General features: G+C 46.3%; 21 protein-coding genes. 18 read left to right on the top strand and 3 right to left on the bottom strand.

What is annotated here, in order from left to right; all coding sequences use genetic code 11:
* From J7J01_02700 to J7J01_02625, 16 genes are all read left to right on the top strand, one after another.
* The coding region (locus tag J7J01_02700) for a hypothetical protein (GenBank protein ID MCD6209801.1) at positions 1-1,464 on the top strand (1,464 nt) is incomplete at its 5' end.
* Entirely contained in the window at positions 1,430-1,825 is a 396-nt protein-coding gene (locus J7J01_02695) for a hypothetical protein (GenBank protein MCD6209800.1), read from the top strand. The genes J7J01_02700 and J7J01_02695, both read left to right, overlap by 35 nt.
* Positions 1,826-1,840: 15 nt before the next feature.
* Positions 1,841-2,149, top strand: coding sequence for a hypothetical protein (locus J7J01_02690; GenBank protein ID MCD6209799.1), 309 nt, complete (start codon positions 1,841-1,843; stop codon positions 2,147-2,149).
* Positions 2,146-2,664, top strand: coding sequence for a hypothetical protein (locus J7J01_02685; protein ID MCD6209798.1), 519 nt, complete (start codon positions 2,146-2,148; stop codon positions 2,662-2,664). The genes J7J01_02690 and J7J01_02685 overlap by 4 nt, the downstream gene beginning before the upstream one ends.
* 17 nt (positions 2,665-2,681) lie before the next feature.
* Positions 2,682-2,864, top strand: coding sequence for a hypothetical protein (locus J7J01_02680; GenBank protein ID MCD6209797.1), 183 nt, complete (start codon positions 2,682-2,684; stop codon positions 2,862-2,864).
* Between the two features lie 6 nt (positions 2,865-2,870).
* On the top strand, positions 2,871-3,341 hold the full coding sequence (locus J7J01_02675) for a hypothetical protein (GenBank protein MCD6209796.1): 471 nt from the start codon (positions 2,871-2,873) through the stop codon (positions 3,339-3,341).
* Positions 3,342-3,344: 3 nt separating this feature from the next.
* Positions 3,345-4,187 carry a hypothetical protein gene (locus J7J01_02670; GenBank protein MCD6209795.1) on the top strand — a complete coding sequence of 281 codons (843 nt, stop codon included), beginning with the start codon at positions 3,345-3,347 and terminating at the stop codon, positions 4,185-4,187.
* A gap of 11 nt (positions 4,188-4,198) precedes the next feature.
* Positions 4,199-4,894, top strand: coding sequence for a hypothetical protein (locus tag J7J01_02665; protein MCD6209794.1), 696 nt, complete (start codon positions 4,199-4,201; stop codon positions 4,892-4,894).
* A 151-nt stretch (positions 4,895-5,045) separates the two neighbouring features.
* A complete protein-coding gene (locus J7J01_02660) occupies positions 5,046-6,104 on the top strand; it encodes a hypothetical protein (GenBank protein MCD6209793.1) in 1,059 nt (352 codons plus the stop codon).
* Between the two features lie 11 nt (positions 6,105-6,115).
* Complete coding sequence (locus tag J7J01_02655) at positions 6,116-6,946, top strand: hypothetical protein (protein MCD6209792.1); 831 nt, start codon at positions 6,116-6,118, stop codon at positions 6,944-6,946.
* A gap of 122 nt (positions 6,947-7,068) precedes the next feature.
* On the top strand, positions 7,069-7,317 hold the full coding sequence (locus J7J01_02650) for a hypothetical protein (GenBank protein MCD6209791.1): 249 nt from the start codon (positions 7,069-7,071) through the stop codon (positions 7,315-7,317).
* 97 nt (positions 7,318-7,414) lie between these two features.
* A complete protein-coding gene (locus J7J01_02645; protein ID MCD6209790.1) occupies positions 7,415-7,861 on the top strand; it encodes a hypothetical protein in 447 nt (148 codons plus the stop codon).
* Positions 7,862-7,903: 42 nt separating this feature from the next.
* Positions 7,904-8,608: a hypothetical protein gene (locus tag J7J01_02640; protein MCD6209789.1), complete on the top strand. Its 705-nt coding sequence runs from the start codon at positions 7,904-7,906 to the stop codon at positions 8,606-8,608.
* On the top strand, positions 8,605-8,994 hold the full coding sequence (locus J7J01_02635; GenBank protein MCD6209788.1) for a hypothetical protein: 390 nt from the start codon (positions 8,605-8,607) through the stop codon (positions 8,992-8,994). Before J7J01_02640 ends, J7J01_02635 begins: the two co-directional genes overlap by 4 nt.
* 17 nt (positions 8,995-9,011) lie before the next feature.
* Positions 9,012-9,347 (top strand): hypothetical protein, encoded by a 336-nt coding sequence (locus J7J01_02630; GenBank protein ID MCD6209787.1) that lies wholly within the window; start codon positions 9,012-9,014, stop codon positions 9,345-9,347.
* A 90-nt stretch (positions 9,348-9,437) separates the two neighbouring features.
* Positions 9,438-11,075 (top strand): hypothetical protein, encoded by a 1,638-nt coding sequence (locus J7J01_02625; GenBank protein ID MCD6209786.1) that lies wholly within the window; start codon positions 9,438-9,440, stop codon positions 11,073-11,075.
* A 29-nt stretch (positions 11,076-11,104) separates the two neighbouring features.
* Here the strand turns inward: J7J01_02625 and J7J01_02620 are convergent, their stop codons facing one another.
* On the bottom strand, positions 11,105-11,323 hold the full coding sequence (locus tag J7J01_02620; protein MCD6209785.1) for a hypothetical protein: 219 nt from the start codon (positions 11,321-11,323) through the stop codon (positions 11,105-11,107).
* A gap of 385 nt (positions 11,324-11,708) precedes the next feature.
* Here J7J01_02620 and J7J01_02615 point away from each other — a divergent pair, with 385 nt between their 5' ends.
* Positions 11,709-12,167: a hypothetical protein gene (locus tag J7J01_02615; GenBank protein ID MCD6209784.1), complete on the top strand. Its 459-nt coding sequence runs from the start codon at positions 11,709-11,711 to the stop codon at positions 12,165-12,167.
* Entirely contained in the window at positions 12,164-12,547 is a 384-nt protein-coding gene (locus tag J7J01_02610; GenBank protein ID MCD6209783.1) for a hypothetical protein, read from the top strand. Before J7J01_02615 ends, J7J01_02610 begins: the two co-directional genes overlap by 4 nt.
* 83 nt (positions 12,548-12,630) lie before the next feature.
* On the opposite strand, the gene J7J01_02605 is transcribed toward J7J01_02610, so the two are convergent.
* The gene (locus tag J7J01_02605; protein ID MCD6209782.1) at positions 12,631-12,789 is read right to left on the bottom strand and encodes a hypothetical protein; all 159 of its coding nucleotides are present in this window, start codon (positions 12,787-12,789) and stop codon (positions 12,631-12,633) included.
* A 26-nt stretch (positions 12,790-12,815) separates the two neighbouring features.
* Positions 12,816-13,715: hypothetical protein (locus J7J01_02600; GenBank protein MCD6209781.1), on the bottom strand; the 900-nt coding region annotated here is incomplete at its 5' end.

The following is a 13,715-nucleotide window of genomic DNA, read 5'->3' as shown; positions in this document are numbered from 1 at the left end:
GAAGAAGTAAGAAAGCTGGAGAAGCGTATAGAGGCGGCTGAGAGGCTTGCATCAGCACAAGGAACTCAACAAAGATACATCATAAAGAAAGAAGTTCGCATAGGAAGAAGAAGAACGCTCATGGCGCTTCCATCCGAGGAAGAACCTCGCTATTTCACAAGCTTTCCTTCGATTGATGACATTCGCAGGGAGTTTTACGAAGACTTCGGCGGGGGCTCTTATCATGTCTATGCAACAACCCCGCGAGAGTTCAGAGTTCACACTTATGAGCTCGGTGGTGAAGAAAGAAGTCCCTTTGCGGAGGAAGAGATAGAAGTGAGGGTGAAAGATAGCAATCCAGCGCCACCACCGCCAACACCTCAGTCCTCAGAGTATGAAGAGATTCAGCAGGCACTCATGGTTTCGCAGCAAGCAGGCATCTCCTTCCAAGAAGCCTGGGGCTTTCTGAGAGAAGCAAAGATGCGTAAGAGGGAGGAAGAGAAAGAAAGTCTTGAAGACGCTTTGGAAAAAAGTGCAAAAAATGTCTTAGACCAAGATCCTGAGCTGAAGAACGAAATAGTCCGCTCATACCTTCGCTCAAGATTCAAGGAGGGTGATGAGTTGAGCAAGCTGCTGCAGTTTGAAGAGGTCAGAAGAAAGCTTGCCGGTAACAATGAGGGACTTCTTAATCCTCAAATCCTCTCCTACTTCTTAGCCTTTCTACCTCTGCTTTTTGCTCAACCACCCGCAGGTCAACCTTTAGCAGGTCAACCTTTGACAGGACAACCTTTAGCAGGTCAACCACCTCAAGCAATGTTCCCACCTTATCAAACGCCTCTTCCAACACCTCAACCCTCTAGCCCACTCACCCCTCCGCCTTGGCAGCAGTGGGAAGCGATGTTGCAGCAGCAACAGTCACAACAGCAACAACAGCGGCAACAACCGCAACCGCAATCGCAACCACAACAACAGCGGCAACAGTGGCAACAGCAGCAACAGCAACAAACATACATCGCAGCTCTGTCAAACCTAGTGCAAATGCTTGCGCAGAGGGAGCCTGAGGAGGTTCTCACACTCTTACGCACGGCCAAGAACAATCCCTATGTCAGAGCCTTCCTAATCTTTCTGAGAAAGATAGATTATGACTACAACAAGCTGATCTCATACGCTTCTATGTATGGTGGCGAGGAGATCGCAAACACGCTCAGAGAGCACGAAGATTGGCTTCGCAAGTTCCTCGACCTTCTGAGAAAGGCTGTTGAGAGAAGGCGAGCTGCGAAGGCGAGAGCAAAACTAAGGGCGAGAGAGAGAACAAGGCAAAAGGAACAGGTAGCAGAAAAAGATTTAGATTTCAGTGTGGGCGAAGTTCAAATAGATTTAGGTATAGGCGAGGAAAAAGAAGAAAAAGAAGAAGAGGAAGAAGAAGAGAAGAAAGAGCGTAGAGGAAGGGGTGAGAGCGGAAATGGCGGTGGAGAAGTTTCGTGAGGATTTCGTGAAGAAGGTTCTTGACGACTACGAGAGAACGAAGAAGACGATGAAGTCTATTATAAGCATCTGCAAGGCTCATCCAGAGCTTCTGAAGGATGAGAGTGTTGCGAAGAGCATCTACCTTTACGGAACTTCAAAAGTCAACGACGCCTTCTTAGATGTTCTCGCATCAGAGAAAGAAGATGCGCTTATCGACGACTTCGAGCAAATCTTAGAGGCTTGCGAGCAAACACTGAACATACCTTTTGAGGAAGACCTCAGCTTAGAAGAAGATTTCGGCGACTTAGGAGAAATCGAAGAAGACCTCGGGTTTGAAGATATAGAGGGAGAAGAGGAAGAAGGAGAAGAAGAGAAGTAAGGATGGTGAGGAAAAGTGGAAGAGCCAGTCGTTCTAATTGCAAAACCCCTAAAGGGCGCATCAAGGTTGCGTGGTGTGAAGAAAATCAGATACAGAGAACCTACCGGAGGCGAAGGCTTCGCAGTTTACAGAGGGGGAGAAGGAGCTTATCACGCAGTTTTCACGCCAGACTTCTTGAAAGGTCTCGGAGTCGGTCTATTGCTGGCGTTCTTCGCATTCTACTTATACAATAAGTTCAAAGCGTCATCTCCTCCTTCACCTCCTTCACCCTCTTCACCACTACCTCCAGCCCCATACACATCCCCACCGCCTGTTGAGAAATGAGAGCCCGTTTAATCACCTACGAGGGTATAGGTGAAATCGCATCCATCCTGAGAAGGCAGGTGCTCAGAGACGTCAGCAAGCCAGAGAGAGCCTACTTTATCAGGACACTCGCACTCAGAATCGTGAGCAAGTGCCCCGAGAAAGATTACCTGTGTGAGTGCGAAGCTCTACACGAATGGATAAGAAAGCGCTTCAGATATGCAAAGGACTGGTTCGGTAGGGAAGTTTTAATTTCGCCATACGCACTGCTGAAGCGCTGCCTGAGAGATAGGCGCTTATGTCAAGCAGATTGCGAGACCCTCTCACAGCTATACGCTGCTCTTGCCATGTCAATCGGGCATAAGGTAGCACTTCTCATCTTAGATACGACAGGCGATGGTGCATTCAATCACGTAATCGCTGTGGTCAGACCGCACGGCTCGTGGCGATGGTATTGTGTCGAGCTTACAAAGGATGTCCCTTTCGGGTGGTGCCCTCACGCATATAGGAAGATGCTCGTAAGATTAACCGCATAGGTTGAGGTGAGAAGATAATGGGTGCGGATGTCGGTACTGATGTTGGAAGTGTTAGTGGGGGCTCTACCAACAAAAAACCCGACTTCAACTATCACGTAGAAATTGTTGGTAATAAGGTCAGAATAACGGTTAGGATTGAGCTTGGTATAGAAGACATTATGAACTTTGTCTTCAAAGCGATGCAAAAGCCGAAGGTGTAAACGAGCATGAAGGTAAGAGAGTTGGCATATCAGTACCTAAAGAAGAAAGGTCTGAATCCTGAGTTAGTGGATATTGGAGACAGAGTTCTGTTCAAGGTAGATAACGTGATATATGTGCCTAAGCTTTACCAAGCGACCTGCCGAATCTATCCTACTGACCTGAAAATATGCGAGAAGTTCAAGGATTACGATGTTCGTTTTCTCGTTTTCCCTTATGCTTTACCATCGCACCTTCTGAAGGAGATACCCTGTCATAAGCTCATGCCTATAAAGGAGAAAGGAGAGATGTATGTGGATGGATTGCACTTCGCATGGATCGGTCATCTTCAGCGGAAGAAAGGTGGCATCAAATTGCGTGTGCTTATCGATGAGAACACCTACAAGTGGATGAGAAAGAAGATAAATGAAGGTAGATTTCTCACAGAAGGTGAGATTGTCAGAGCAGCTCTCGCTCAGCTTAAGAGGCGGCTGAGGTAAGTGATGGTAAAACTTGCGCTAATACATGGAGACTGCCTGAAAGTTCTGCCGAAAATACCTGATGAGAGCATAGACATGGTGCTGACCGACCCCCCTTTTATGATTTCAAAAGAGGCGAAGATAAGTCGCTCAAGAAACCCGAAGAAGTTCTACAAATACAGAGGGAAGGATATAGAGTTCTTCTTTGGAGAGTGGGATATATTTGATTCTGAAAGAGAATATTGGAAATTCACATTCAAGTGGTTAAAGGAAGTCTGGAGAGTGATGCGTAAAGGAGCGCATCTTCTCATCTTCTTTGACATTTTCAAGATAACTCCTTTGGTGAAGTGGGTGAAAAAGCACGACGGTATTGCGAGGCAACCTCTCTTCTGGATAAGAGAAAACCCTGTTCCTATGGCGAGGAAAGTGTCTTTTATGAACGCAGTCTCTATGATATTCTGGGCTACCAAACACTCAACCTCAAGAAAGTATGCCACATTCAACTACGAACTGGGGCAGCACCGCAATTATGTTACTGCACCTATTTGCACAGGTAATGAGCGATACAAATACGGTTTTCACCCAACACAGAAGCCTGAGAAGGTCTGTGAATGGCTGATTAAGTATCTTTCCAACGAGGGAGATGTGATTTTAGACCCTTTCGGGGGTGCAGGAACTACTATGAAAGTGGCGAGAGATTTGGGTAGAAGTTGTATAACAATAGAAAAGGATGAGAGATATATCGAGATGACGAAAAGAAGATTAAACTGGGGCTCTTCGTTAGGCGAAGTGGAGTATGAATTTCTGAATGAGAATAACGTCACGAGAGAATTATTTATAAAGGATAGTGAAAAAGAGGAGGATTGAGGGGGATACAAATGTTAGATGACATACTCTCCAAGCTGCTCCCGAAGAGTGTGGTCAAGATATTGGATGCTCTTGATGAGCTTGATGAGCGAGGACTTCTTGAGCTGCCAGACGAGCTGCGCAGGCTCAGAGCCAGAAATCCACCACCTTCTGAGATAACTGAGCCTGTTGAGGAGCGAGAGAGAGTTAGCGACGAAGTTCTTCAAGCGATTTCACCGAGCGGAATATACATAGTTTTTGGTAAGTATGCGGATGCGATTCTTCTGAGGCTTGCGACACTCGCAAGCGCAGGCAAACCCATATACACAATCAAAGGAAACTTCCCATTTCCGAAGGCAGAAGTTAAAGTCGATAGGATTGTGTATCTTGTGACGGAAGAAGGAGAAGACAGCGCTGAAGGTAAAGTCCTCCTATATGATGCAGCGCAACCCTTAAAGAAGAAGGAGAGAGAAGCCTACGCTTGGCTCTTCCAACTGCTCGCTAGGAAAGACAATCACATCTTCATCAAGGAGGGTCGTCATTTCGTGGATATTGCAGACGCAATCTTCGTAGGTGAGCCTTCGCTTCTTGCGGAGAAGCGGAAGACAGCACTTCAGAATATCTTCAGAGAAGTAAAGTTTAGGTTTTTGGCTTTGCCTGAAGGAGAGCGCGAGAATTATGTGTATATGATCACGCCTTCCCTCGAAGGTATGTATCGTATCGTCTAGTTGGTGCAAGAGGGGCTCGCAAGATGGTCGGTAACAGTCGCCAATAACATAACAAAAGCCCAACCCCACCTAACTCCAACTCAGTTGGAACGAGTTAGAACTAAGTTAGGACGCAGGTTTTTAACTTTGATTTCTCAACAGAAAAGCGGAAATGGAGGAAGAAGTCTTTCTCGTGAATCCAGGAGGTGGAACAATACCGAACCCGTTCGCACCAGGGTTCATCGAAGAAGTTTGGAGAGAGTTCAAGGCACGTGCAGGTGAAGCAGTCTTCAAGCAGCCAGAGCTCTGGAAAAAGGCTTTCGAAGCAGTCAGAAAGCGCTGGGAAGAAGAGGGGAAAGAGCCATTCGTAGGCTGGTATCCAGCTCCTGCCAGGAATCCTGAGGTCAAGGAAGAGGAGAAAGCCACCCTCTTCAATCCTCCAGAGGGAGCGGCTGGAGCGCTCGCAGAGGCGAAAGGAAAGGCAGTCGAGTTCCACGAGAAGTATTTGCTTGGAGTGGGTGGCAAGGACTTATTGGGTGTTGTTGTGGGCGTCGCAACAGCTCACTACACGCCACAGATATTCAGATGGGGCGTTCCTGGCACATGGCCTTATGTGGCAGTCCAAGGGCTTGCGAGCATCGTCGTCGGGCATCTGATTCACAAGATGACCGGGGATGTCCGCATGGGACAGATGGCAATGATCGGTGGCTTCACACGCACAATAATGGAAGTCATTAAGATCGTGAGCAAGGGCAGAGTCACGCTCGCAGGCACTCCTGCGTTGATGGGCGAGGTTGGAGAGCTCGGCGAAGAAGAGCTCTTCCCAGAGGAAGAGGAGCTGTTCGGCGAAGAGGAACTCCTCCCGGAGGAAGAAGAGCTCTTCGGCGAGGAAGAGCCAGAGTTCGGTGAGGAAGAGGAAGAAGAGGAAGAGCCAGAGATCTTAGGAGAGGAGGATCTCTTCCCAGAGGAAGAGGAGCTGTTCGGCGAAGAGGAACTCCTCCCGGAGGAAGAAGAGCTCTTCGGCGAGGAAGAGCCAGAGTTCGGTGAGGAAGAGGAAGAAGAGGAAGAGCCAGAGATCTTAGGAGAGGAGGAGCTCGGCGAAGAGGAACTCTTCCCAGAGGAAGAGGAGCTGTTCGGCGAGGAAGAGAAGCCTGAGGAGCCCACGCTGCTCGGAGGCATTGTCGAGGGTGAGGAAGAAGAGAAGGAGGCGGAAGAGCCCCTGGTCTTGTAAGGTGGTGAAAAATGGCAACTGTTCTTGAAGAGATTGCTGCAAGAGGTAGATATGGTAGAGTTCTCGCCGCTTACGCAAGAGTTCTCGGTCTCGAGGAGGTCGTGGGCAAAGGGGAAGTTCGCATAGGCAGAGACACTTACGAGATGGAACCCTTCACAGCTGACGAGCTCATGCGCTTCATCAACGACTTCATTTCATACATCGCACCATACAAGAAGGAGATCGAATACAGAAACGGCAAGTACGTCACTGTGATTAAGCCTTACAACAACATCGCAGCGCTCTTGCAGGCGAAAGCAGCCCACATCTTGGCAGCAGGTCAGATCATCAAGAAGGCTGGAGACATGGGTGTGTTCTACGGCTACTTCTGCAACGCCGACCAGTATGGCTTCAGAGAGATCAAGCCATCAGACATAATGCGAACCACAGACACCACAGAAACGCCCTCAGACACCTGGTCATTCTCATTCTCAGCTGATGAAGGGAACTGGATCGGCTACGGAAGCGGTTATGGAACTGCAGTGAACATTGACAAGGAGCTTGGTATGTGCGTCACTGGCATTGCGAACCTCAGCGACTCTCAAGTGGTTGAGCAAGTCTACTTCAAGATCGGAAACATTGACATGCCCCCGATCATCCTGAAGCCCGTAGTTACGCTCGCAGACTCCGATTACAGAGTGCCTGTTAAGCCCATTCCGACGATGATCTTCAAGCCGAAGGACACGGTGTTTGCGAAGGCTTACTGCTCTGCAGCAGCGACGAACGAGGTTGTGTTGCTCGGAGTCACATTCGGCAAAGGCAGAAAGCTGCACACGTTCAAGCCAACGTCAGTCGACAAGTAAACTAACGACATAAACAACAGGTGGTGAGCAGCATGGGTGCAATCAGCATAAACTCCATTCAGCTCTTCAGCGTATACGATGCGATGGGCAGAAAGCGAACCTTAGCGTTCATAAATGCCTCGATGTCTTCGTCGTACGCTTCAGGCGGCGACTCCCTCTCTCTTTCTTCTTATTTATCATCTGTGCAAGCGGTTGTCTGCCAGTCACACGCTAGAGGCTATGCGCTTGAAGCCTCTGCAAGCGGCACAACCGTAACAGTGGTCGCAAGATACTATGATTACGATGCCGCAGCAGACGGTACAGCAATCGAAGTAACTGAAGGGACGGATTTGAGCGGTGTCTCGTTCACTTTAGTGGTGCTCGGCGAGTGATCGCAAAGCTAAGCGAACAAGAGTGTGCGAGAGTGGAGTGGGGGCGGAGTGAAGGAATAGGGTGAAAGAGTAGAGTGATAGAGGAGAGTGCGTAAAAATGACAGTCTCAGTTTCTAAGGATTTTTCCACCTCTTTTTTAAGCACAAATGGTGCCTTTAAGGTAATAGGCATCTTCACGCTCTCATTCTCAGACACTTATCCAGCAGGCGGAGATAGCGTTGATTTCAGCGCATATCTTCGCAAATTAGATATTGTTGTTCCGATAGGTGCAAGCGGTTATATCTTCGAGATAACATCAATAAGCGGAGCGACTGCTAAAGTGGTGATTCGTTATCCGACTTCATCAGCATCGCACAGCGTTACAACCTCAGATGCGACGCACGATGCTTGCGGAGCAACAGACGCAGCATACGCATCATCAACATCACTCGGCACATTCGTCACATCAGTTGCAGATCATGGAAGTGCTGTCGGCGAAGAATTGGCAGATGGCGCTTCGTATCCTGCAGGTCTGAGCATAAAGGTGCTTGTGATTGGCTCATAGAAGCGTAGCTTCAGTGCTCAAGTGGAGTGCAGGTGATCGCTCATGATTGAGTATATCAGCGAAGGAAGCTTGTTAGGCTTCTGGTTCTTTGATCCGAACAATCAACCGAGGATATACTTTTGCAGAGTAGAGTATAGCGAACCGTTCATGGCAACATACGCCTTCTCCTCGCTTTCGGCAGGAAGTTCGGCGGATTTCAGACGACCTCAAGATGCTGAGAACGTTAAAATCCTAGAGCCCAGGACAATTACCGAGATATATCATGTAGGTATTGGTATCTCTCCAAGTTTTGTGCGCATCTATATGAAAGAGCCTGAAGATGTGGAACGCTTCACATCCTACAAGACTGGTATAAGCTTGGGTGCGGATTATGGTTATGTGACTGGAGCAGATTCACCATATTTTGATCCGACATGGGAATACTTTGCGATTAAAGGTATTATCCCGGTCTTTGGCGCATACAATCCATCAAGCAGAACTATCACGCCGAGGCTAAACATCGAAGGTAGGAAATACCGGGTCACGTGGCTCTCGCTCAGCAGGGAAGCGCTTGAAAAAATGCCTGCGGCAGCACTTAAGAAGTTGGCTGCGGATGTGCAGCGTGCAAAGATTAAGACAAAGGGGGGTATTCAGCTTATACCAGTTCCCTCTGACCTGAGAGGTTACACCCCAATATCTTCCGTGTATTCTTTCCTTGAAGAGGTGGAAACGATTTTGAAAGAGAAGAAAGGAGGTGCCACTAAATGACCTCATACTTCGTTGTCCTGAAGCAGGGTTTGGAGGGTGAAATAGAGCCTGCAATTGACTGCGTGAGGGCTGAAGATGGAGTATTCCAGAACGTCACCACCTACGGAAGCGATATAACATTGAAAGAGGTTACAGCTGGCGACGCACTCGCACTTAAGACTATCACGGCTTATAATAAAGAGTCAAGCGCGGTTAGTCTCATCATAAAGGATGGAGATAGTCAGATTTATCCGACCATACCGATTGGTGCATCAGAAAGTGTTTACCGCGCTCTGGTCGGAGTTAAGGTGAAGAGCTCTCTTGTGGTGAGAGTAGAAGGAACCTATGCGAATGGTTGCGAAGTCCACATAGGCTTTGTGCATATAGCACAGACGCCGAAGGTCTGAGTGGATGAGTAGAAGCGATGCTCGTAGTTTCAGATGAAAAGTTGACAGTCGAGTTTCCGCATGTCGTGTATGAGTTAGAACTACAGGGTGATGTAGTCTTAGCCCGCAAGATAAAGGGCGGGTATGAGTGCAAATGTGGTGGTGAGTTATTTCCGCATCAGTGTGGGTCGTTGCACCCTGTTTTCAAAGGTTGGGCTTTTGATATTAGCTTCAAGTGTCGCGACTGTCATTTGTACGTTGTGCACGGCATTCCCTGCGAGAAGGATGAGAGATTGAGAAAATTCGCAACTAAGTTTATTATAAACGAAGACGAAGAAATAAGGAGGAGATTAGAAGCACTCGGCTACTGGTGATCCCCCATGTGGTTCTCCCCCTGGAGGCGTATCCTGAGAGGTAGGAGTGGAGACACGAGGCCTTCGGGACTGAGAGCAGGTACTAAGTTCGTGGAAGAGGATACTGGCATTGAATACACCTATGATCCAGTAATGCAAGACTGGAAGAAGAAGGTAGCGCCATACTCAGCGATTGTCTGCAAGGATGGCTCTACCGTATGGGCTGAAGACTCAGATGGTAAGACGATTGCATCAGGAGAAGCTGGAGTGGATGATGCGAGCGTGATACAGAGCGCGATTGACCACGCTACGGCAGATATACCATCAGATTCGTTTATTAGACCTACGATTGTATTATCAAGTAGTGCAGACAATAATAAGATGTATATTAAATCAACTATATATATTAGAAAACCATTACAGCTCGTTGACAACGGCGTTGAACTTATAAACGAATCTGACGGCTTCTTACTCGAAGTTGATAATGGTGATACTGACACTTATCCTCAAAATGTCAAGTTGTGCAATTTGTGTATAAATGCGAATGGAAGAAAGGGGGCGGCTCTAAGATATTGTGGAAACCCAAAAATGTATGATTGTGTAATATATAATGCGAAAGTAGCATTGGAATTTGAGCGTGTGTGGGGCGGCAATAGTTTAGTGTTTAACTGTATATTTATGGGAGAGGCTGATGATGAGAATGGCTTGATAAGATTTGCATATCCCAGCAGAGCACCAGACAATACAAATGCTGTAAGATTTATAGATTGTAGTTCGTATCAAACAAATCCAAATGCAAGCGACATCTTTGTAGATAGACAGAACACAGGTAATGTTAATCTGATTTATATTTGGGCTTGGGAGTCGGAGAGCAAGGGAATGTGGCTTTACGCCCCATACCACATAGATGCTTTATTTATTGATGAGCCCAGAATTAGCACATGGAGACACGGATTATATATCGTTGGTGGCAAAATACTACATATTAGTGGCGGCGAGATGGCAAAAATGTATCTTGAAAATGTTTCACAAGCAGTAATCGATGGGTGTTCTCCTGCAATCAAACCAGACGATCCTATATCCGACAAACCTTGGCTGTATGGCTATGGCGGCCCTTGGAGTGTTAAAAACATACATTTTGCATCTATTAGTAATGATGCACCTCTGATTCATTTAGGAATGCACGATGATGGAACAGAAAATCATTGGTATGCAACTTGCAGAATTGAAAGCTGTGCTTTTCTATCATGTGATGTGCCTATAGCAATTCGGATGGATCCCAATGGCTCACAAAGAGCCATCATTAGTTGCCAATTCAGAAAATTAAACCCCGAAAATACCAGAACAGGTGTTGTGGCTATTTCAGTTAGCAATTACTATGATAAATTAATAGTCAGAAATTGTCAATTTGCGGATACTGACTATTACGATATTGGCAATATTACCGAGTGGGACTTTGATGGGATTATGGTTGAAAAAGCCCCTTTTAAAAACTCAGGCACACAAACCTTCGATGGAGACGGCACAACAACAGACTTCCTCATCGGAGATCACGGCTTAGCTGTGACCGATCCATCAAGAATTGTTGTGAAAGTTACACCTGTTTCATCGGATGCAATAGCAGCCTCACCATGCGTAGGCTATGTAGACCCTGCGGACAACACTAAAATCAGAGTTAAGTTCGCCTCTGCACCTGCTTCAGGCACAGGAAATGTTAAAATAGTTTGGGAGGCTCAAGTCATAAGCTGAGTGAGTGAGAGTATGGAAGAATTGAGAGTTTAGTCTTCCTTGACTTCTATTGTATATTCCACATAAGGATCATAATCCTTTGGTATGATCATATATCTGCCAAACGAGTCTTTTGAGAGCTCTACTATCTTACCGTCGAGGTCATCGAAGACATAATCTAAAGCCTCCTTAAGAGAGTTAAATTCCTTAGTTACCCCATCATCTACTCCAAACCCATCATAGACTGCTATTTCAACAACTACTTTCATATCTCAGATCACCTCCATCCAACACACAAGGTTGCACATTTTGCGCCGTTCGGCCCAAAATACTTTCGTGCGGCGTCACCCATCGCACAGGGCGCACCTCCACACACTCTATCCCGTCCACCTCAAAGGCTTTCGGGATTGCTTGCGATACCAGCTGCGCACTTCTGCCATTGGCAGGCTTGCCGACAATCGCATTTGATGATATGATTTGGGTATATATAAGACTTTCGGTTAGGAATCGTACATCATAAAAGATTTATCTTCACTCACACAATCTCTCCTAATGTTTTACTTTTGCGAGCTGTGTGGAAGAAAGCACAAGCTCAACTCAAAGATTGGAACTTCTCATGCAGAATACGCCATACCCTTGGAGATTCCACCTTCGGTGAAGCGGTTCAGAGAGAACGGCGAGACATTCTTTGCTCATTATCTTGAACTATATCCCCCTGTTAATCCGACCTCAATAATTGAGCACTTTGTTCCTTTCTCTTATCTCGCACAGCAGAAAGGCGTTTACCATACAATAAAAGAGGATCACACAGTCCGTGTAGGCTTCTACGGAGAGCTTGTTGATGCGTTTTATGATGCCTCTTTCGTTGAGATTAGGGAGCGCTTCTGCCTTTTGCATATAATACATCCGAGAGGGTGCGCGCTTGAGGAAACTCTAAGAGAAGAAGGAATTCTGAGAGGTTTAGAGCTGCAGCATTTTTGCGTATATGAGATAAAAAAGAGAAATGTGAAAGAGGCGAGTGCAATCGTCCAAGGCTTGTGTAAGCGTTTCGGCATTAGGTTAGAGCCTGTGATTTCTTTTAATGGCATCCCCATAATTGCTGTTGTAAAATGATTGAAGCACTCTTCAAGATTCTGGAAGCGGCCATCAAGGCTTGGAGCGAGCAGCTGTATGAAGGGGTGAAGAGAAAAGAAGAAGTAGAGGGAAAACTGAAAGGTAAAAGGATAATGCTATACAGAGATTCGGGTAAAGGGGCGAGGAAAGCAGAGCTGAAACCTCTCTCAGACCTGATCTATTATCCTGCAAAGAAAGAGGCGATTTTCGTCGCAGCCATAAACAAAAAATATCGTGTCAGAATCTCAGACCATACGATTCTAATCGAAAGAGGTGGTAAAATTGTTGATGGGGTCTCACTTCCAGTAAAAGGCAAGCTAAAATTAAAAAATAAAAGATATAAAAATGGTGTTCTCCAGCTCGTTTTTGACGTTGTTTGATGCTGCGCGGTTTGTGCGCGATCACTTGGGAACTCTCGCTCCAGCTTCGGCTCCAACGACTGTAGCCAACGAGCTCAGAGGTGTTACGCCGCTGTCCTTCGCCCCGTAATTGCACCTGCGATTGCCGATACTATTGCAGTCCAAACTGGCGCCAGCGCCGTGATCACGTCCTTCATCATCTCTACTGGTACTTTCCCGAGAACTACCAGCGTAACTATACCGAACACTGTAAGGCAGACCATTGCTGTGTCCTTATCCTCCCACTGCATTATACCTCACCTCCTAGTTTTTGACCCACCTCCTTTACTTTGCTTATCACATACTCTTCGTCATAAATTTCGTTTTCCCAAAATATTATAGCTCCCCATCCATATTTTCTGAAGATGCGTATTCTACCTTCCTCTGTCTGAAAGTAAGGTATGTCATCCCGTTTATGCCAGTATTCACCGAAAACTTCTATGACGACTTTTTTACCGTTCACATTAACAAAATCAGGTATCAGACCACCTATCACAACTCCTGCCTCGCAGTTGCCATTGTAGATCCACTCACCTGGAAAGGCTTTATCTAGAATTTCCATAAGCTTCCTTTCAGGCTTTGTAGGGCCTTTGTTTGCCCCTACATTCTCCAGAATGTGCATGAGCCACTCTATTTTTTTCTCCTGCGTTGATAAAAGAGACCTCATATATTTCTTAAGTTTTTCTTTGACCTCAGGTTTGTTTAGTGCTATTTTGGTAGCTTCTTTTCTACTTCTGCGAGGAATGCTAAACCTTTTAAAGGCTCTATACACAGTTCCATAATTACAACCAAGCAATTTTGCAATATCCTGTAATGATAATTTTTCTCTCCAGTACTTGTCGTACAGCCACTTTCTATCCCACAATTCTGGACGGTAATAGCCTTTCCGTTTTATATTGCTAATCTGAGCTAGCGCATCTTTGAGCCTATTTCTCTTTTTCCCTTTACAAGGATGTTTATAATCTTCCCATACTTGCTTTAAGTTTCTGCTTGGTATTCCTAGCTTCTTAAGCGCTAAGGAGACAGAGCTTTGAGAACAACCTAGCTCTTCTGCAATCTCTATTTGAGACTTTTTCTCCAGCCAGTATTTCTGATACAACCAGTCTTTATCGTGTAACCTGGGATATATTGCCCTTCTTCCCACTAGAGC

It is taken from the genome of Methanophagales archaeon, from assembly GCA_021159465.1.
Lineage (GTDB): Archaea > Halobacteriota > Syntropharchaeia > Alkanophagales > Methanospirareceae > G60ANME1.
The sequence above is the reverse complement of the archived record's forward strand: the minus strand, read 5'-3'. Positions and strand labels throughout refer to the sequence as shown.